Consider the following 18,766-nt stretch of genomic DNA (forward strand, 5'->3'; position numbering starts at 1 on the left):
TTTTGAATAGGAAAAAAATGACTCAATGGCGATTGACTAGAAGTAAAGCAATACATTTAACTTATGTTTTGTTGTTTAGTATGGGTCTTGGACTAACCCATTTAAATGGTTTTGCCCAAACCTTCCCAAGTAAACCAATCAAATTGATTTCTGGGGCAACTGCAGGTAGCGCCTCAGATATTATTGCTCGATCTATTGCAGAAAAATTGCAGAATGAATTTGGAGTTTCTGTCATCGTAGAGAATAAGCCTGGAGCCTCTGGGACTCTTGCGATTCAAACCATTTTAAATTCTCCTGCAGACGGACACTCTATATTTGTTTATACGGGAGCGCACACTGTTTTGCCTCTGATCAACAAGGTAAATTATGACCCAGTGAAAGATTTTTCTGCTGTGACACCTCTTGCAGTAGTCCCAAATGTCATGGTTGTATCGCCAAATAAAGGTTATAAATCGGTCAAGGATGTCGTAGCAGCTGCTAAAGATAAGCCCGGACAACTCAATTATGCGTCGGCTGGTTTAGGCAGTGCAACGCATATGAGCGCAGAAAAATTTAAATTAGCAACTGGCATTGACGCGATTCATGTGCCCTACAAGGGTTCTCCTGAGGCAATTACTGAGACGATGACTGGGCGCATAGATTACTTTTTTGCGCCCTTAGTCTCAGCCTTACCCATGATTAAAGCAGGCAAATTAATTCCTTTAGCAGTGAGCACACCAAAGCGATCATCCCAATTACCGGACGTCCCTACATTAGCTGAGGCGGGTATTGCTAAATCAGAATATTTATTTTGGATCGGCATGTTGGTGTCTTCCAAAACTCCCCGAGATATTGTAAATAAATTAAATCAATCCACTTTAAAAGCGCTGCAAGACAACGAAGTCAAAGATCGCTTAGTCAGTCTAGGAGCAGAAGCAATGCCAATGACCCCTGAGCAATTTGATCAATTAATTAAGGATGAACTTAATAGTAACGCAACAGTCATTAAAGCGGCAGGGATTAAATCTGAATAGTTAATCCCAAATTGGTGCTCTGCCAGCTGGGTTTGCTATTCTTCCATCCGGTTTAGCTAGTGAGTGGATTTGTTCCATTTCTGATGGGGATAGCGTGAAATTAAGTATATCTAAGTTCTGCGCAATACGCTCGGGATTAGACGATCTTGGAATTGGAATAATCTGCCCTTGTTGAGTGAGCCATCGTAAAACAATTTGTGCGATGGATTTATCCTTATTTCTTGCTATCTGGGAGAGGACTGGATCATCAAATAAACGACCACGCGCTAGTGGACAATAAGCCGTAAAAATTAAGCCTTTGCTTTTACAAAACGCTAATATCTTACTCTGATCTAGGTAGGGATGATACTCCGCTTGTAAAGAAACAATGGGTTCAGGGCAGAGCGACATAGCCTGCTCAAGTAAGGCAATATTAAAGTTCGCTACACCAATATGGCGAGTTAATCCTTGTTGCTTTGCTAGCGCTAACGCAGTCATTGTTTCAGCCATTGGAATATTGTCAATCGTTGGCCAGTGTACGTGCAGCATATCAACATAATCGACTTGAAGATTTTTCAAACTCTCATCAACTGATTTCGCAAAAGCATCTTTCGAGAGGTATTCGTGGGAGACTTTTGTTACTAAAAATATCTCGCTGCGTGGCACACCAGATGCACGTATACCTTCACCCACTCCTTTTTCTGAGCCGTATTTCCAGGCGGTGTCAATATGTCGATATCCTAATTTTAAGGCATGGCAAACTAGTTCGGCACAGTCTCCTAATTGAGAAGTTCCAAAACCAATTTGAGGAATACTGCATCCTTGAGAGGTAATAACAGGTACAGATGTTGAATTAATCATATGCGCTCCTTTTAGTATTTAATTATTAGGCGATCATCGTTGATCTGGACTCTTGAATGAACCGATGTCAGTCTAACGTCACGATTAAAGAGGGTACTCTTATCTTATCTTATCATTGCCTTCATTGATCGAGGCGGTGTTATTCGAAAAAAACGTCCCCTTGTTACTCAGATTTTTTTCTCTCAATTCATACACTGCTGAAAATCAGCACTACCTGGAATTAGACCTAAGCGAATACATTTTTGACGCTTGATATCATGTGGATTACTTTGAACTGATGGCGGGTTAACAGGCGGCTTAGGAGGAGTCTGAGGTTGAATAAACTCATTATCTTTCCAAATGCCTTGTTGATAAATTGTTCCATTTGAATAGTAATAAATACCATAACCGCTTCGTTTATTGTCCTTATGTTGCCCCACAAATTTACTACCGTCTGGATAAGTATAGGTGCCCTGACCATTAAATTTGTTATCTTTAAATTGCCCAGAATATTTATCGCCATTCGAGTAAGTAACTGTTCCATACCCATGCGCTAAACCATCCCTAAATTCGCCAATATATTTATCTCCCCCAGAATAAGTCCCCCCATAACAACTCCCTAAATAATCCCTATTACAAGTCGGCAAATTACTCTGAGCAAAAGAAAAGCTCGAGATCAATAAACTTAAGAATATTAATGTTTTTTTCATAGATCTTTAGAGAAAAGAGTATCTCAAAACTTTTATATAATTGGTCGGGACGGTGTGATTCGAACACACGACCCCTTGCACCCCATGCAAGTACGCTACCAGGCTGCGCTACGCCCCGACGAGCTTTAAATTATATCAGTTGACAGATTTGGAGTGATCAACAAGTTTGCGTAAATCACCCAAAATGTTGAATACAGCTTCAAGTTCAGTTCTAATCTGACCTTGACTATCTAACTCTTCTAAGCGATTTTTAGCACCATGGATGGTAAAGCCATCGTTATAAAGTAAGTCTCTGATTCTTCTGATAAGCACCACTTCATGGTGCTGATAGTATCTTCTATTACCTCTGCGCTTCTGAGGTTTGAGTTGATTAAACTCCTGCTCCCAATAACGCAGTACGTGTGGCTTGACAGCGCACAAGTCCCCTACTTCACCAATAGTGAAATATCTCTTGGCAGGTATCGGCGGCAAAGTAACCTTTTGGGTTTCTTTGATATCGCTTAACGAGAGTTCAGTGGGTAAATTCATATTCGGTGTGTTTGGGTTTGATACAAGTGTTTGCTAAAACTGGTATTTACTTCGGTTCTACTTAATTAAACTACCTTAATATCTTTACTGTCTATCGCATCTTTTAACTTTTGACTGGCATGAAACGTCACTACTCTTCTTGCACTGATGGGTATTTCTTGTCCAGTTTTAGGATTACGTCCTGGTCTTGCTGTTTTATTTCTGAGCTGAAAATTACCAAACCCAGAAATCTTTACATCGATACCACGCTCTAAATGATGTGCAATGTTCTCAAAAAAAGCATCTATCATCTCTTTTGCTTCACGTTTATTGAGTCCAACGTGATCAAATATTGCTTCTGATAATTCTATTTTTGTTATTGTTGCTGGGGTATTTTCCATAATTATCTCTTTAAATCTTATAGTTAGAAGTGTATGCTACCTTAATCTCGCGGAAAATTGAATAAGAACTTGATCTAAAAGTTGTTTAATTGCATTTTCCACATCAGTATCCTGCAAAGTCTGAGCATCGTCCGACAAAGTTACCCGAAAAGCTAAACTCTTTTCATCCAATTGCATCCCACTTAAACGCTCAGGTGTAGGTCTAAATTCGTCAAAAAGAGCAATATGTGTGACCAAACGAGATGCTGCTTGATGCAAAGCATCAAGCACTTTTTGTGCAGGGATATTGGCTTGAAGAACAATCGCCAAGTCACGCTCCACCGATGGGAACTTACTTGGTTCGACTAGTTTAGGTAAATCAATCGCTAAAACCTTTTCCAAATCAATCTCAAATAGCACTGGCGCTAAAGCAAATCCAAAGTGCTGTTGTAATTTGGGATGAAATTCACCGATAAAGCCGATTTCAAGACGATTTCCTGAAGCATCTTGTTTGAAAACCACAGCACTTCTACCTGGATGAAACGCTGGATGCTGCGCTGCTTGCGTCGTAATGGTGAGAGGCTGCAAAATCGCTTCTAGATCGGCTTTGACATCAAAAAAATCAATTCTTCTCGAGGCACTTCCCCATTGTTCTGATTCCACATCACCATAAGCTAAACCACCGATACGCATCGGTTGCTCCATGCCGGCGACACTGAGTGGACCGTCTTGGATGTTTTGATTACGCGTAAATACTCTTCCAAGCTCAAAGATCCGAACGCGGGTTGCCTTGCGGTTGAGGTTGGTTTTGAGGTTGTGAACTAATCCACCCAGCAGTGAGCTACGCATTACGGCAAATTGTTCGGCAAGAGGATTCAGTACCGGGATGGGTTGCGAATTGTTACTAATAATGGTTTCTGACTCTTGATCAATAAAGCCATAATTAACCACTTCTTGATAATCCTGTGCGGCAATCGTGTGACGCAAAGCGTGCATACTACGCTTGGTCTCGTTCGTGGTTTTGACGCGGATACTGGCTTGTGGTGCGAGTTCCGGAATATTTTCAAAACCATATAAACGCGCGATCTCTTCGATTAAGTCTTCTTCAATCTGTAAATCAAAGCGATATCTTGGTGTCTCCACCACGAATACCTCTTGCGGTGTACCTGGATGCATTCTTGCATACGAAAAATCTAAGCCATCAAAATACTCACTGATTTGATTGCCGTCCATCTGGATACCTAAGATCTTTTCTACTCGTGGAACCCGCAAGGTGATTTGATGACTTTTTGGCAATTCAAAAATCTGATCGTCAAGGGGACCTATCTCCCCACCACAAATTTCTTGAACAAGTTGGACAACATAATCTAAATACTTCACGGTACGGTCAGGATCCACACCACGCTCAAACCGAAACGCCGCATCGGTCGAGAACTTCAGTTGCCTTGCTCTGCCCTGAATGGCGCTTGGCCACCAAAAAGCAGATTCAATATAAATGTTCTTAGTATCTGAAGTGACCGCTGAGTGATCGCCCCCCATAATGCCAGCGATACTCTCAATCCCTTGGTCATCGGTAATCACTCCGACGGGCAAAGAGATATTACCCAAGCTTACTTCTTGACCATTGAGTAACAGAACTTTTTCTTCTGGTTTGGCAAAGCGAACTTGCAATTCTCCTTTGATTTTTTCCAAATCAAAAATATGCGTAGGTTGTCCCATCTCTAACATCACATAGTTGGAGATATCAACTAGTGCCGAGATACTTCTTTGTCCACTACTAGCTAAGCGTCGTACCATCCATGCGGGGCTCACTGCTTTGGCATTGACCCCTTTGATGATACGTCCTGCAAATCGGCCACAAAGGGCTTTATCAAGCACATGAACTTGTAAACGATCTTTGATGGTTTCTTTAACTTTAAAGTTAGGACGCTCAAGCAGAGGTGATCCAGTTAATGCGCTAACTTCTCTAGCAATCCCAAAAACAGATAAACAATCTGCTTTATTTGGAGTGAGCTTGATGGTAAAGATGGTGTCATCCAGGCCCAAGTATTCACGAATATTAGTACCAACCGGTGCGTCAAGTGGCAACTCATAGATGCCAGCATGATCTTCACCAAGACCAATTTCTCGACCAGAACACAGCATGCCGTAACTCTCTACGCCACGTAATTTACCAATCTTAATTTTGAAGCTTTTACCATCTTCACCAGGTGGCAACTCTGCACCAACCATGGCACACGGAATCTTAATACCTACGCGCGCATTGGGTGCGCCGCACACAATTTGCAGGGGCTCTGGCGAAAGAGTACCCACTGATACTTTACAAACGCGTAAACGATCTGCATCGGGATGTTGGGTTGCTTCAAGTATTTCGGCAACAACAACAGAATGAAATGGTGGCGCTAATTTTTTTGTTTCTTCTACTTCTAATCCTGCCATTGTCATTAAATGCTCAAGGGCATCGGTCGTGATGGGCGGATTAACAAACTGTCTTAGCCATGATTCGGAAAATTGCATATAAAGTCTCTATTGAATATGTACTAAGGAATATGAACTAAGCTGGAAATTGATTTAAAAAACGTAAGTCGTTTTCAAAGAATAAACGTAAATCATCAACGCCATAACGTAACATCGTGAGCCGTTCTAATCCTGAACCAAAGGCAAAGCCAATATACTCTTCAGGATCTAAACCCATATTCCGAATGACGGTTGGGTGGACTTGTCCTGAACCAGAAATCTCTAACCATCGGCCTGCTAATTTTCCAGAGGGAAACGCAATATCAATTTCAGCGGATGGTTCTGTAAACGGAAAATACGATGGACGAAAACGTAAATTAAGTGCGTCGTTTTCAAAAAAGGCTTTTAAGAATTGTGTGTAAATACCTTTCAATGCAGCGAAGGTCACATCTTTACCAATCCATAATCCTTCGACTTGATGAAACATCGGTGAGTGCGTTGCATCACTATCCACACGATACGTTCTACCGGGTGCAATCACACGAATCTCAGGCATATCATCTAAATTACCAAAAGTAGCTAAGTGTTGTTTGACTGCCTCACTGGCATACCGAATTTGCATCGGGCTTGTATGGGTTCTTAGTAGTAAAGACTTGCCCTGCACATCATGACCTTCCACATAAAAGGTATCTTGCATGGATCTTGCAGGATGATTCTCTGGACTATTAAGGGCTGTAAAATTAAACCAATCGTTTTCGATTTCAGGGCCCTGAGCTACATCAAATCCAATCGAATGAAAGATTTCTTCTACACGCTCCCAGGTGCGCATTACAGGATGTAGACTGCCCATCCCTCTGCCACGACCGGGCAAGGACACGTCAATCGCCTCTTGGGAAAGTCTTGCTTGTAAGAGATCATCCGCGAGTTGGGCACGTCTTACCTGCAAAGCACCTTCAATAGACGCTTTGGCAAGATTGATACGCGCACCTTCGGTTTTTCTGATGTCTGGGTCGAGCTTACCAAGTCCCTTGAGCATTTCTGTCAAGAGACCTGACTTACCGAGATATTTTGCCTTGACCTCCTCCAAAGCGACCGCGTCGCTGGTGGAGGAGAAACTTTCAGTAGCTTCTTTGACCAGTTGATCTAAATCAACCATACACTACTTACTTAAGCTGCAGCTTGAACAGTTTTGATCTTTTCGACCAAGGCAGCAAAAGCAGGCTTGTCATGAATCGCCATGTCAGATAAGACTTTGCGATCGAGATCAATTTCCGCTTTTTTCAGGCCATTGATAAATACACTGTAGCTTAAGTCATGTTCACGAACTGCCGCATTAATCCGCGCAATCCATAAAGCACGGAAAGTACGCTTCTTATTACGACGGTCACGATAGGCATATTGCCCAGCGCGCATCACCGCTTCTTTAGCGATACGGAATACATTACTACGACGACCGCGATAGCCTTTGGCTGCGTCGGTTACTTTTTTGTGACGGGCACGTGCTGTGACTCCGCGTTTTACTCTAGGCATGAGATTCTCCTTTTATCAATTAAGCGTACGGCAACATCGCACGAACAGATTTCACATTGGTTTCATGAACCTCTGCAGAACCACGTAAGTGACGTTTGTTTTTCGTTGTCTTTTTGGTTAGGATATGGCGCTTGAACGCCTGTCCACGCTTAATCGATCCGCTTCCGCGAACCTTAAAGCGCTTGGCTGCACCGCTTTTGCTCTTCATTTTGGGCATGATTGCTCCCTTTTCACTAATTTGTATCGCTCAGGTGGTTATTCATATTCAATAACACTTTTAAAACCCAGCCATACTTCTATTGAGCTTGACGCTCTCACTGCTTTGAGCTTGCGCTCATATTTAAAAGCTTACGCTTTTATCACTACTTCTTTTTAACAGGTGATAAAACCATTACCATCTGTCTGCCTTCCATCTTCGGAAATTGTTCAACAACTCCGTAAGGCTCTAAATCAATTTTCAAACGATCCAACATTCGCATCCCAATTTCTTGGTGGGCCATTTCACGACCTCTAAAACGCAACGTAATCTTGGTTTTATCGCCTTCTTCTAAAAAGCGGATCAGATTTCGCAACTTCACACCGTAATCACCGTCATCAGTACCAGGTCTAAACTTCACTTCTTTTACCTGAATTACCTTCTGCTTTAACTTAGCTTCATGCGCTTTCTTGGCCTCTTGATACTTGAACTTACCGTAGTCCATGATCTTACAAACCGGAGGAACCGCAGTAGGAGCAATCTCCACTAAATCCGTTTCTTCCTCTTCAGCTAATTTCAATGCATCAAATACCTTGAAAACGCCTAATGCTTGTCCTTGGGAACCAATCAATCGCACTTCAGGAACATTTATTTCCCGGTTAATACGATGCAGTTTTTCTGTAGCGATATCTTTACCTCTTCTCTCAATTTATCAATAACTGTTCCTGCTCGTCTTTTTATAGACGCTCTTTTCAGACATCTTTTTGAGAAATATCTTTCTGGAGCCTGCTAGAGAAGTCTTCAATCGACATGACGCCTAAATCATCTCCACCTCTAGCACGAACAGCAACTAAGTTGCCATCACGCTCTTTATCACCCACCACAATTAAGTAAGGATGTTTTTGTAAAGCATGGTCTCGTATTTTATACGTTATTTTCTCATTACGCAAATCCGCAAAGGCTCTAAATCCTTGTTTTTTTAGCATTTGTGCGACATTTTGTGCATATTGAGCAGAATTATCTGAAATATTTAACACAACCGCTTGGGTAGGTGACAACCAAGTCGGCATAGCTCCCTCATGGTTTTCAATCAAAATACCAATAAATCGCTCTAATGAACCAACTATTGCTCGGTGGAGCATAACCGGCACTTTTCGACTATTGTCGTCAGCAACATACTCTGCACCTAAACGTCCGGGCATGGAAAAATCCACCTGAACCGTACCACACTGCCAAGAACGCCCAATCGAGTCTTTGAGGTGATACTCGAGCTTTGGACCGTAAAAAGCTCCCTCGCCAGGTAACTCTTCCCACTCTTGACCAGAGGCCTTGATCGCCGCACGCAATGCGTCCTCAGCTTTATCCCAAATAACATCTTCACCAACCCGCTTTTCTGGGCGGAGGGCTAATTTGACAGCAACTTCTTTAAAACCAAAGTCTTTGTAAACACTTCTGACCAATTTGTCAAAATCGGCTACTTCTTGCTGAATCTGGTCCTCTGTACAGAAAATATGACCGTCATCTTGAGTAAAACCTCTGACTCGCATGAGTCCATGCAGAGCTCCTGATGGCTCATTTCTAACGCATTGCCCAAATTCACCAAAGCGAAGTGGCAAGTCACGATAGCTATGTAATCCTGAATTAAATATCAGGACATGTCCTGGACAATTCATTGGCTTTAAAGCATAGGTTCTGTTCTCCGACTCTGTGGTGAACATATTGTCTTTGTAGTTATCCCAGTGCCCTGACTTTTCCCACAGAACACGATCTAAGATCTGTGGCGCTTTAACCTCTTGGTAACCATAGTTTTCGTAAATTTTGCGCATGTACTGTTCAACCTGCTGCCAAATACTCCAACCTTTGGGATGCCAAAAGATGAGTCCTGGAGCCTCTTCCTGAAAATGGAATAAATCGAGTTGTTTACCTAACTTACGATGATCACGCTTTTCTGCTTCTTCGAGCATATGAAGATATTGCTCAAGATCTTCCTTCTTCGTCCAGGCAGTACCATAGATTCGCTGAAGCATTTCATTCTTAGAATCTCCCCGCCAATAAGCACCGGCGACCTTCATGAGTTTGAACACTTTGAGTTTGCCAGTACTTGGCACGTGCGGTCCACGGCATAAGTCCGTAAATTTGCCTTCGGCGTATAGCGAAACATCTTCACCCTGCGGAATACTTTCAATCAACTCCGCTTTGTAATGCTCACCCAAACCTTTGAAATAACTGATCGCTTCATCTCGAGGCACAACAGTACGTGTAACTTTTTCATCTTTCTTGGCAATTTCAGCCATACGCTTTTCAATAGCGAGAAGATCTTCTGGAGTAAAGGGTCTTGAATAAGCAAAGTCATAATAAAAACCATTGTCGATCACAGGACCAATCGTGACCTGTGCATCTGGAAACATTTCTTTTACGGCGTAAGCAAGTAAGTGCGCTGTCGAGTGACGAATCACCTCTAATCCTTCAGGATCCTTATCCGTCACAATCGCAAGATCAATATCTTGCTCAATCAGGTAACTAAGGTCAACAAGGTTTTGGTTAACTTTACCTGCTAGAGCTGCTTTAGCAAGGCCAGAGCCAATACTTTGTGCAACTTCAGCTACAGTTAAAGGAGCGTCATATTGGCGTTGTGAGCCATCAGGTAAGGTAACTACGGGCATAAGTATTTAAGTTGTCGCGCTAGATTGAGTAAGAAACATAATTATAAACGATTGATTCATCAAACAATTAAGGCATATCAAGCCTTTTATGCCTTTAGTTCTGTTACGCACATGATGATAAAAATAAAATCTTCATTAAAAACACTTTATGATGTAAATAAATCAAAAAAATTAATTAAGGAGACGTGTCAATGACAACTATTCAGTCAAACACTCAGGTTTTAAAACGGATTGGTTCTTTAATCCCATCATCGAATACCGTTCAAGAGCGAGAATACTATAGCGCCTTACCAAAGGGAACTTCTTTACACATTTCACGCCTGAAACTGACACACGTAGAAGCTGACTCTACCATTAAGGTCGTCGAAAAATTAGGTGAAGCATCTGCAACTCTTGCTGATGCTGATGTGGATGTACTTCTTCTTGGCTTAACTGCACCGTCATCACGAAAAGGTTTAGGTTACGATCAAACCCTCAAAAAGATGATGGAAGATTCGACTGGTAAACCAGCGACCACTGCAGCGACTGCTACCATTCAAGCGCTTGAAGTATTGGGTGTAAAACGTCTTGCCTTTTGTGCACCTTGGACCGATGAAATCAATGAGTTTAGTGTTGGGTTCTTAAGAGCGAATGGGATTGAAGTACCTAGACATAAAGCCCTCGGTATTGCCAAGAATTTAGATATCGGCAGACTTGATTCTTCTACTGCCTATGATATGGCTTTAGAACTCGATGGTCCAGATGTAGAAGCCATCATGCTCGCTTGTGGTAACTGGTTCACGATGGAAGTAATTGACCAGCTCGAACAAAAAACAGGTAAACCCGTTATGACAACCAATCAAGTCAGTCTTTGGGGTGCTTTAAAAATACTCGGTCATGTCAATACATTACCTGGTTATGGAGTACTTTTGCGAGATCATTTGTAAACGCGTGGTTTAACAACATCATTGATGAAGTGAACAATCGACTACTTCCCATAGCTAAAGCAAGAGGGTTCAAATCTCCCTTGATTTAACTACGAGGCTCCTACTGCTAGCATATTTAGTCCGATACGGGGAATCTTCTTGTTGGCATTAATGTCTCATCGTGGATCACTGCACAACAGTCGCAAGCCCATTCTCTTAGTCCAAGTCCTGCGATACCTTTCGGCCGCGACGGTGGTTTTTGGCCACATGAAGAACAGGTTTGGGTTGTATGGCGCTCATTCACCTCTAAAAAGAAAACTCTTGCCTCATGGCACTTGTATTCCAACATTGTCTTCAATTGACTCCAGCATATATAACTATATAAAAAAGTCGCGACTTTTTTACATAGCAACTTATTTTTCTAGTTTACATCCTCCGTTCAATAGGGATTTTTGTGGAATATTCGTGTGTATATATATTAATTTCTCAATAACAAAGAGATGTAACAAAAATATCATAAAGATGCACTATCTTTGGGAAGTCTGCTTCTTTAAATCCTCATTTTTATGAAAATTACTATGATAAAACTTCAAAAAACATTACTAGTCGCTCTCAGCCTATTAGCATCAACGGTATATGCTTCTGGAGGTGGTGCAGTTCTTGCCGATCCAGGCGCTATGGAAGGCAAGCACTTTGATAAAAAGGGAAAGTACCCTTCTAACTACACGGTAAAAATGCAAGAAATGTCTCGTAAGACTTTACCGTTTGAAGATAAAACTGATTTTGAAGAAGCTAAAAAAGGCTTTATTGCTGCACCTCCTTACAAGACGATCAAGGCAGAAGCTGGCAACGTTGCCTGGGATATGGGTAGTTATGAATTTTTATTACAAGGTAAAAACTTTGATAGCGTTCATCCTTCATTACAACGTCAAGCGATCCTGAACATGGCTTACGGTTTATATGAAGTACTTCCTGGAAAAATCTATCAAGTACGTGGCTTCGACCTTGCCAATATCACCTTTGTTAAAACCAATACAGGTTGGATTGTCTTTGATCCTCTTACAGCAAAAGAAACGGCTAAAGCCGCTTTAGATTTTATTAATGAAAAGGTTGGTAAGCGTCCAGTTGTTGCCGTCATTTACTCGCATTCTCATGGTGATCACTTTGGTGGTGTTCGTGGTGTCGCCGATGAGGCTGCTGTAAAGGCTGGCAAAATTCAGATTATTGCTCCTGCAGGCTTTATGGAAGCTGCGGTTGCTGAGAATGTCTACGCAGGAAATGCGATGACTCGTAGAATGTTCTTTCAATACGGCGTGCTTCTCCCAAGAAGTCCTTTTGGTCACGTGGATCAATCGATTGGTAAAAATACAGCTGCCGGCAATTTAGGATTGATTGCACCAACAAAATACATCTCTAAGCCTTTTGAAGAAATGGTAATTGATGGTGTCAAGATGGAGTTTCAAAATACACCAGGTACTGAAGCCCCTGCGGAAATGAACACCTACTTCCCAGACATGAAGGCATTTTGGGCTGCTGAAAATATTACTGGCACGATCCACAATATTTACACGCTGCGTGGCGCACTCGTCCGCGATGCTTTAGCTTGGTCAAAGAATATTAATAACGCTCTCTATCGCTACGGCACGCAAGCTGAAGTGATGTTTGCATCACACTCTTGGCCTCGTTTTGGTAATGCACGCATCCAAGACATCATGAGAACTCAACGTGATACGTACGCTTACTTAAATAATGAAGTGCTTCACCAAGCCAATCAGGGTGTGACAATTAATGAGATTCAGAACGTCTATAAATTACCTGATAGTTTAAAAAATAAATGGGCAGCGCACAGCTACCATGGTTCAGAAGAACATAATAGCCGTGCAGTGATTAACCGTTATATTGGTTACTGGGATGGTAATCCTGCAACCTTGACTCCTCTATCACCAAAAGATTCTGCACCTTTATATGTTGAGATGATGGGGGGAAATAGCAAAATCATCTCAAAAGGTAAAAAACTCTTTGATGATGGCAAATATCTTGAGGGTGTAGAGATTGTCAATAAGCTGGTCTATGCCGAACCCAATAATTCGGAAGCGAAAGATTTGTTAGCTGATCTTTTTGAGCAAATCGGTTATCAAAAAGAAAGTCCAAGTGTGCGTAATAGTTTCCTCGGCGCAGCCTATGAATTACGTAACGGTATGCCTCCTGGCACTCCTCCTAAATCCAGTGGCCCTGACTTGATTCGTGGTATGCCTACTGAACTTTGGCTTAACTCTTTAGCAATCTCTTTAGATTCGAAGAAAGTGGCTGGAAAAAAATCCGTGATTAATCTCGTGACTCCTGATAATGGCGAGAAGTTTGTGGTCGAGTTAAGTAATTCAGCACTGACGAATATCAAAGGTCAACAAGCGAAAAACCCTGATCTAACCATCACTCTCAATCGTGCGGATTTAAATTCTGTCATGGGTGGCTCAAAAACCTTTGATCAGCTAATTACTGAGAAAAAGGCTAAGTTTGATGGTAATCGTCAAGTCTTTGAAGATTTACGTAGTAGTTTGACTAGCTTCACTCCTGACTTTGAGTTAATGCCTGGTACAAAATCTAAAACAACTGCTCCTCTAAAAACATTAGATCCACTCGTTGTTCAAGAAGCTGCTGAATTGCATCAGTAATAGATTTAATATTCCACCTCAGCTTCGTTGAGGAGGATAAAAAAAGCGAGGATTGTTTAACAATTCTCGCTTTTTATTTTGGTAGATTGGGCTCAATTTAATCAAGAAAAATTGCCGCTCACAATCCCACTAAGTTATCCATTTTAAATTCAGGCAGTGCTTAAAAAGCATCCTCATGATTGGTCAAGAATAACTTATTAAAGTCAAAGCATGGACAGCATTCACCTTGTCTTAGTTTGCAATGAACCCCTCTATTCTATAAAATCCCCATTTTTACGACACATTCAAATACACTACTCGTCAAATGAATTCAAACATCACTTACAAGCATAGTTTTTTATATTACTCAGGCTTTCTTCGATGATGAGCCTGATTTTTTTCACGAAGTTCTAAACGAGCAATTTCAGTTAAAACATCATCTGGATTGGTCTCCATTTCTAAATCTGCATCGGCGATGTCACTATCATGAGTTTTTGCTTTCTGTCGTATTTAAAAGCACCAGCAAGCTCACTGAAATAGCGCTGAATTGTGGCCCCAGACAAAGGCTGCTGAGCCGATACAGTGGCTTGATTGCGGATGGGTCTGAGCTTACCCCTACTGGCGAGCGCAAGAATGCCTGAATCGACCATATCGGGGCTTATTTCATCAATGGGAATAGAACCGAAGTGCTGGTTCCAGAACTGCAGGCGATGTTGCAGATTGCGGATTTGAGGGTTGGGAGACCCGTCTTTTCTGATCGACATTTTGGCTAGATAGCCTTCGCATAAAACATCAAAAAGTACTGTCATTGTTAACTCCTTAAACACTAAAAAGATCATTGCCTTTTATGGGGCGTCCTGATCGCGAGCAAGCGAGTATTTAAGTTTTTAAAACAATGACTTACAAATTATTGGTAGGCTCGACTGAATTCGAATCAGCGACCCCTACCATGTCAAGGTAGTGCTCTAACCAACTGAGCTACGAGCCTAAAACGCCTATATTATCACTTTCTTGCCACCTCTGTCACCCCCTTGACTTCAGATAATGCGTTTAGGGCTAGTTGGATGTCCGTAGCTTGGTGAACTTCCACAGAAAAACTCATCGTAGCCATCCCTTTACTAGAAAGGGTGTTGACACCAATCACATTGATTTTGAGCTTGGAGTAGACCTCTGAGATATCTCTGAGTAAACCTTGTCGATCGATAGCTAATACAAAGATTTCTACTGAAAACAAGGCTTTTTCTGCTTGAGATGATGCTCCCCAAGCGGTTTTAATGATGCGCTCTGGTGCTCTTTGAAGAAGTTGCTTGAGTGTTGCACACTGCTGGCGATGAATCGATACGCCCCGCCCGCGGGTCACAAATCCACATATCTCATCAGGGGGCACGGGTCGGCAACATTTAGATAATTGAGTCATGAGAGAATCCACCCCAACCACCAAGACATCTCCTCCTTCACTTTTACGCTTGGAGGGACGAAGCATTATTTCTGGGGATGGACTGGTTTCTTCTTCTAGTTTTTCTTTGAGCTCTTTTTCAGGTTTATGATCTTTATGCTCGAGCTCGGTCTCCTGCGCATGAAACCATGCCCTAATTTTTGATTTAGCGCGGTGGGACGCTACATAGGCTTTATCGGCCAGCAACCAGTCTCTGGAAGGTCCACCTTGTTTGACCGTTAGGATCTCAACGGTTTGACCACTTTTGACAATGGTATCGAGTGTGACCATTTGACCGTCAATCTTTGCTCCGCGGCAGCGGTGTCCAATATTGGTATGCACGGCATAAGCAAAATCAAGCGGTGTGGAATTTGGGTCTAGGGGGATCACTCGTCCCAAGGGAGTTAATGCATAAATGTGATCATCGATGCTTTGACCTTTCATCTGCTCCCAGGCTTCATCTTTCCAAGAAATCAATTGTCTTGCCCAAGCAATCCGCTGCTCATATAGTGCAGCATCACTGAGTGTACCGTTCTGCACACCTTCTTTGTATCGCCAGTGTGCTGCTACGCCATACTCAGCTTGATGATGCATCTCTTGGGTACGGATCTGTATCTCAAAGATGGTGCCATGGTCATCGGTTACTACGGTGTGTAAGGATTGATAGCCATTGGGCTTTGGGTTCGCAATGTAATCATCAAACTCTTGTAAGACGGGCTTAAAGACGTCATGGGCAATGCCGAGGACGGCATAACACTGAGGCACGGTATCGACTAAGATTCGTATGGCGCTAATATCTCTGAGTTCAGTAAAGTCTAATGACTTCCCTTTCATTTTTTTCCAAATACTATAAATATGTTTGGGTCGTCCTTGGATCTGCGCAGGAATCCGCTGCTCTTGTAATAAGGTTTCAAACTGCGTCATGATGTTACTAATAAATGCTTGTCGCGCGTTACGCTTGCCGTCTAACTGCTTTGCAATATCGTAATAGGCTTTTGGCTCCATACACCGAAATGCTAAATCTTCCATCTCCCATTTAATTTGCCAAACGCCTAAGCGGTTGGCTAATGCAGCATCAATCTCTAAAAGTTCCGCCGACCACTCTGTTGGTACATCCATTTTTTGTTGTGTCACCCAACGTAGGGTTTGCAATCTGGAGGATAAATACATGAGTACAACGCGAATGTCTTGTGAAAAAGCTAACAGCATTTTACGCAGGGTTTCTACTTGCCCTGTCGCTGCTTTGTTGCGGGTGGCTTCTAATGCCTGAAAACTTTTAATCAGACTGCTCGTCTCTTCCCCAAATTGCGCCTGTAATTTAGGTGTACTTAGTGTACTGTCTAGATGCGCGATGGCAGTTAAGGTAGATTCATCGAGATAGAGGGTTTTGGCAATCGCTAGCATACCCTGGAGATGCGCGGCTTGCGTCTCACCAAACCAGGTGCGTTCGGTTTGGTTTTCCGCTGAATTTCCTGGTTGTTTGACGTCTTGGATGATCTTTGTATCTCGCATATCAACAATGTATACGAAATCAATTCTTTAGTTCAAATTACTAAAAAATTCCCGTGCAATGTGTATGTGATTGGGCAATATAAAGGCGGGTGCATGACCTGCTTGCGGGATCTCAATACTCTTGGCATAGGGATTGCGCTTAAGCATTTCTGCGACGGTTGCAGGGGATAAAAGATCAGACTCAGCACCCCGCACAATCAGTGTCGGTATCTGAATGGCATCGAAACTATTCCAAAGGGCTTTTTCTCCGGCAAGAGCAGTCATGGGGTTTGAGGCAAGAATGGGGGCATTGATTTGCGGGTCATAATGTAAATGCCACTTCCCCTGCTTTTGGATGAGTTGTGGCAAGTTAAGCTCTCGCCACTGTTCTGGTGTGTGGCGCCCAAACGTGGTGGTGAGTTCATTGACATAGGCTAAGCCTTCATCTTGGGTGGCAAACACAACGGGTTTACTGAGATATTTCATTAAACGCATAAAAAATGCGGGATCAATGCGCGGTCCTACATCATTGAGCAAGAGTCGTTGGATAGGTTGATGTTTTAGGCCTGCAAGTACCATACCAATGAAACCACCCATCGAGGTACCAAACCAGTCGAGCGTCTGTGGCTTGAGATGCGCAATTAAGGTGACCATGTCACTGACGTATTGTGGGACACCGTAGAGCATCGGATTAGCTAAGTAATCAGAGTTGCCACGTCCGACAACATCTGGACAGACAACAAAGTATCGATCAGACATGGCTCTTGCTAGTTCGGTAAAATCACTACCGCGTCGTGTCAGTCCGTGGACACAAAGTAGTACATTGGGGTTTTGGGGATCGCCCCAAGTTAAATAAGCCATGCGATGCAGTCCGGCTGGGCTAATGCATTGCACGCTACCCTGACCACTGCCGGCAGGATTCGGGGGTTGGATTACGCTCGGGGCATTTACAAGTGAGTCTGATTGCGGGTTAGGTTTGGCCGGAAAATCACTTTGTCCACTCGCAAATGTTGAACTGAACATCCCACGCAATCGACTGATCCAGGATGTATTTTTCATGTTCGTGCTTTCTAAGTGGTACTAATTTCGGGTTGGAGAGTGACGTGATCAATGCTGTGTTTTTTGATGAGCATCTCACGAATCAAATCCATGGTGATAGGCCATTGATTAAGATTGGTGATTTCAATATGGCCAATGAGTGCCGGAAATCCTGGTGTCATTTCCCAGACGTGCAAATCATGCACGGCTACAACTCCATCAATGGTTTGTAAATCTTTTCCGACTTGAATGTAGTCGATATGCCTGGGGACGCCCTTCATTAAAAAATGATACGACTCGAGCAAAATATGAACCGTCGATCGAATCAAAATGAGGCATACGACCATAGAGAGAATCGGATCAATTTGCATCCAACCGGTGTACTGGATCACAATACCGGCAATTAAAGCTGCAACTGAACCAAGTAAATCACCCATTACATGTATCAACGCAGCACGGGTGTTCATGCTTTGATTATTTCGGGACAACATCCACGCCACAATCAGATTCACAACAAGCCCAAGAGCGGCGACGATTGTTACGGTAGAGCCACCGACGACGTGCGGATCTTGAAAACGACTAATCGCCTCCACGGTAATCCAAACGATCAAGGCAATCATGGCAACGGAGTTGACAAATGCAGCTAATGCTTCCGCTCTTCCTAAACCAAATGAATATTTTGCCGATGGTGGTGACTTAGAAACATATTGCGCAATCACGGCAAGTAAAAGACCAGCAGCGTCGGTTACCATATGTCCGGCATCAGATATTAGTGCTAGGGAGTTAGCATAAAAACCTGCAAACACTTCGACCAAGGCAAAACCTAAGGTGATGGCTAATGCAATCGAGAGTACTTTTTGACTGGTGACTTCTTTGGCATGGGAATGCGGCGTATCACCTACTTTGTGAGCGTGAAGTTCATGAATGTGGACACTCTCTTTAGGGGTATGATGAGAGTGTCCATGCATCAT

General features: G+C 42.7%; 18 protein-coding genes and 2 tRNA genes. 3 read left to right on the forward strand and 17 right to left on the reverse strand.

The features are described 5' to 3' along the window. Positions 1-17 precede the first annotated feature (17 nt). On the forward strand, positions 18-1,013 hold the full coding sequence (locus QMN06_RS07985) for a tripartite tricarboxylate transporter substrate binding protein (protein WP_281969600.1): 996 nt from the start codon (positions 18-20) through the stop codon (positions 1,011-1,013). Here the strand turns inward: QMN06_RS07985 and QMN06_RS07990 are convergent, their stop codons facing one another. The 11 genes from QMN06_RS07990 to thrS all read right to left on the reverse strand — a co-directional run bounded on the left by QMN06_RS07990 (position 1,014) and on the right by thrS (position 10,275). Next, positions 1,014-1,853: an aldo/keto reductase gene (locus QMN06_RS07990; RefSeq protein WP_281969601.1), complete on the reverse strand. Its 840-nt coding sequence runs from the start codon at positions 1,851-1,853 to the stop codon at positions 1,014-1,016. It lies immediately after the preceding gene. A 182-nt stretch (positions 1,854-2,035) separates the two neighbouring features. Then, positions 2,036-2,542, reverse strand: coding sequence for a hypothetical protein (locus QMN06_RS07995; RefSeq protein ID WP_281969602.1), 507 nt, complete (start codon positions 2,540-2,542; stop codon positions 2,036-2,038). Positions 2,543-2,583: 41 nt separating this feature from the next. Further along, positions 2,584-2,660, reverse strand: a tRNA-Pro gene (locus QMN06_RS08000). 17 nt (positions 2,661-2,677) lie between these two features. Next, positions 2,678-3,070, reverse strand: a complete 393-nt coding sequence (locus QMN06_RS08005) for a MerR family transcriptional regulator (protein ID WP_281969603.1) — start codon at positions 3,068-3,070, stop codon at positions 2,678-2,680. 65 nt (positions 3,071-3,135) lie between these two features. Further along, positions 3,136-3,450 carry an integration host factor subunit alpha gene (locus QMN06_RS08010; RefSeq protein WP_281969604.1) on the reverse strand — a complete coding sequence of 105 codons (315 nt, stop codon included), beginning with the start codon at positions 3,448-3,450 and terminating at the stop codon, positions 3,136-3,138. Between the two features lie 36 nt (positions 3,451-3,486). Beyond that, positions 3,487-5,946, reverse strand: a complete 2,460-nt coding sequence (gene pheT, locus QMN06_RS08015) for a phenylalanine--tRNA ligase subunit beta (protein WP_281969605.1) — start codon at positions 5,944-5,946, stop codon at positions 3,487-3,489. A gap of 37 nt (positions 5,947-5,983) precedes the next feature. After that, complete coding sequence (pheS, locus tag QMN06_RS08020) at positions 5,984-7,042, reverse strand: phenylalanine--tRNA ligase subunit alpha (protein WP_281969606.1); 1,059 nt, start codon at positions 7,040-7,042, stop codon at positions 5,984-5,986. A gap of 11 nt (positions 7,043-7,053) precedes the next feature. Beyond that, entirely contained in the window at positions 7,054-7,416 is a 363-nt protein-coding gene (gene rplT, locus QMN06_RS08025) for a 50S ribosomal protein L20 (protein ID WP_281969607.1), read from the reverse strand. A 19-nt stretch (positions 7,417-7,435) separates the two neighbouring features. Further along, a complete protein-coding gene (gene rpmI / locus QMN06_RS08030; protein WP_281969608.1) occupies positions 7,436-7,633 on the reverse strand; it encodes a 50S ribosomal protein L35 in 198 nt (65 codons plus the stop codon). A 145-nt stretch (positions 7,634-7,778) separates the two neighbouring features. Beyond that, positions 7,779-8,321, reverse strand: coding sequence for a translation initiation factor IF-3 (infC, locus tag QMN06_RS08035; protein ID WP_281971752.1), 543 nt, complete (start codon positions 8,319-8,321; stop codon positions 7,779-7,781). Positions 8,322-8,364: 43 nt separating this feature from the next. After that, positions 8,365-10,275, reverse strand: coding sequence for a threonine--tRNA ligase (gene thrS, locus QMN06_RS08040; RefSeq protein ID WP_281969609.1), 1,911 nt, complete (start codon positions 10,273-10,275; stop codon positions 8,365-8,367). A 191-nt stretch (positions 10,276-10,466) separates the two neighbouring features. Between thrS and QMN06_RS08045 the strand changes: the two genes are divergently transcribed. Beyond that, positions 10,467-11,201: a hypothetical protein gene (locus QMN06_RS08045; protein WP_281969610.1), complete on the forward strand. Its 735-nt coding sequence runs from the start codon at positions 10,467-10,469 to the stop codon at positions 11,199-11,201. 115 nt (positions 11,202-11,316) lie between these two features. On the opposite strand, the gene QMN06_RS08050 is transcribed toward QMN06_RS08045, so the two are convergent. Further along, on the reverse strand, positions 11,317-11,529 hold the full coding sequence (locus QMN06_RS08050) for a zinc ribbon domain-containing protein (protein WP_281969611.1): 213 nt from the start codon (positions 11,527-11,529) through the stop codon (positions 11,317-11,319). 229 nt (positions 11,530-11,758) lie between these two features. Between QMN06_RS08050 and QMN06_RS08055 the strand changes: the two genes are divergently transcribed. After that, positions 11,759-13,852 carry an alkyl sulfatase dimerization domain-containing protein gene (locus tag QMN06_RS08055; protein WP_281969612.1) on the forward strand — a complete coding sequence of 698 codons (2,094 nt, stop codon included), beginning with the start codon at positions 11,759-11,761 and terminating at the stop codon, positions 13,850-13,852. A 437-nt stretch (positions 13,853-14,289) separates the two neighbouring features. Here the strand turns inward: QMN06_RS08055 and QMN06_RS08060 are convergent, their stop codons facing one another. From QMN06_RS08060 to QMN06_RS08080, 5 genes are all read right to left on the reverse strand, one after another. Next, positions 14,290-14,640 (reverse strand): hypothetical protein, encoded by a 351-nt coding sequence (locus QMN06_RS08060; RefSeq protein WP_281969613.1) that lies wholly within the window; start codon positions 14,638-14,640, stop codon positions 14,290-14,292. Positions 14,641-14,742: 102 nt separating this feature from the next. Further along, positions 14,743-14,819, reverse strand: a tRNA-Val gene (locus QMN06_RS08065). 15 nt (positions 14,820-14,834) lie between these two features. Next, complete coding sequence (locus tag QMN06_RS08070) at positions 14,835-16,778, reverse strand: HD domain-containing protein (protein WP_281969614.1); 1,944 nt, start codon at positions 16,776-16,778, stop codon at positions 14,835-14,837. A gap of 27 nt (positions 16,779-16,805) precedes the next feature. Then, complete coding sequence (locus tag QMN06_RS08075; protein ID WP_281971753.1) at positions 16,806-17,618, reverse strand: alpha/beta hydrolase; 813 nt, start codon at positions 17,616-17,618, stop codon at positions 16,806-16,808. 209 nt (positions 17,619-17,827) lie between these two features. Beyond that, a complete protein-coding gene (locus tag QMN06_RS08080; RefSeq protein ID WP_281969615.1) occupies positions 17,828-18,766 on the reverse strand; it encodes a cation diffusion facilitator family transporter in 939 nt (312 codons plus the stop codon).

It is taken from the genome of Polynucleobacter sp. SHI8 (genome assembly GCF_027944005.1).
Lineage (GTDB): Bacteria > Pseudomonadota > Gammaproteobacteria > Burkholderiales > Burkholderiaceae > Polynucleobacter.

Excerpts from the sequence above, each read along its gene's own strand:
- QMN06_RS07985 (WP_281969600.1), top strand. The coding sequence starts at position 18 with ATGACTCAATGGCGATTGACTAGAAGTAAAGCAATACATTTAACTTAT.
- QMN06_RS07990 (WP_281969601.1), bottom strand. The coding sequence starts at position 1,853 with ATGATTAATTCAACATCTGTACCTGTTATTACCTCTCAAGGATGCAGT.
- QMN06_RS07995 (WP_281969602.1), bottom strand. The coding sequence starts at position 2,542 with ATGAAAAAAACATTAATATTCTTAAGTTTATTGATCTCGAGCTTTTCT.
- QMN06_RS08005 (WP_281969603.1), bottom strand. The coding sequence starts at position 3,070 with ATGAATTTACCCACTGAACTCTCGTTAAGCGATATCAAAGAAACCCAA.
- QMN06_RS08010 (WP_281969604.1), bottom strand. The coding sequence starts at position 3,450 with ATGGAAAATACCCCAGCAACAATAACAAAAATAGAATTATCAGAAGCA.
- pheT (WP_281969605.1), bottom strand. The coding sequence starts at position 5,946 with ATGCAATTTTCCGAATCATGGCTAAGACAGTTTGTTAATCCGCCCATC.
- pheS (WP_281969606.1), bottom strand. The coding sequence starts at position 7,042 with ATGGTTGATTTAGATCAACTGGTCAAAGAAGCTACTGAAAGTTTCTCC.
- rplT (WP_281969607.1), bottom strand. The coding sequence starts at position 7,416 with ATGCCTAGAGTAAAACGCGGAGTCACAGCACGTGCCCGTCACAAAAAA.
- rpmI (WP_281969608.1), bottom strand. The coding sequence starts at position 7,633 with ATGCCCAAAATGAAGAGCAAAAGCGGTGCAGCCAAGCGCTTTAAGGTT.
- thrS (WP_281969609.1), bottom strand. The coding sequence starts at position 10,275 with ATGCCCGTAGTTACCTTACCTGATGGCTCACAACGCCAATATGACGCT.
- QMN06_RS08045 (WP_281969610.1), top strand. The coding sequence starts at position 10,467 with ATGACAACTATTCAGTCAAACACTCAGGTTTTAAAACGGATTGGTTCT.
- QMN06_RS08050 (WP_281969611.1), bottom strand. The coding sequence starts at position 11,529 with ATGTTGGAATACAAGTGCCATGAGGCAAGAGTTTTCTTTTTAGAGGTG.
- QMN06_RS08055 (WP_281969612.1), top strand. The coding sequence starts at position 11,759 with ATGATAAAACTTCAAAAAACATTACTAGTCGCTCTCAGCCTATTAGCA.
- QMN06_RS08060 (WP_281969613.1), bottom strand. The coding sequence starts at position 14,640 with ATGACAGTACTTTTTGATGTTTTATGCGAAGGCTATCTAGCCAAAATG.
- QMN06_RS08070 (WP_281969614.1), bottom strand. The coding sequence starts at position 16,778 with ATGCGAGATACAAAGATCATCCAAGACGTCAAACAACCAGGAAATTCA.
- QMN06_RS08075 (WP_281971753.1), bottom strand. The coding sequence starts at position 17,618 with ATGGCTTATTTAACTTGGGGCGATCCCCAAAACCCCAATGTACTACTT.
- QMN06_RS08080 (WP_281969615.1), bottom strand. The coding sequence starts at position 18,766 with ATGATGCATGGACACTCTCATCATACCCCTAAAGAGAGTGTCCACATT.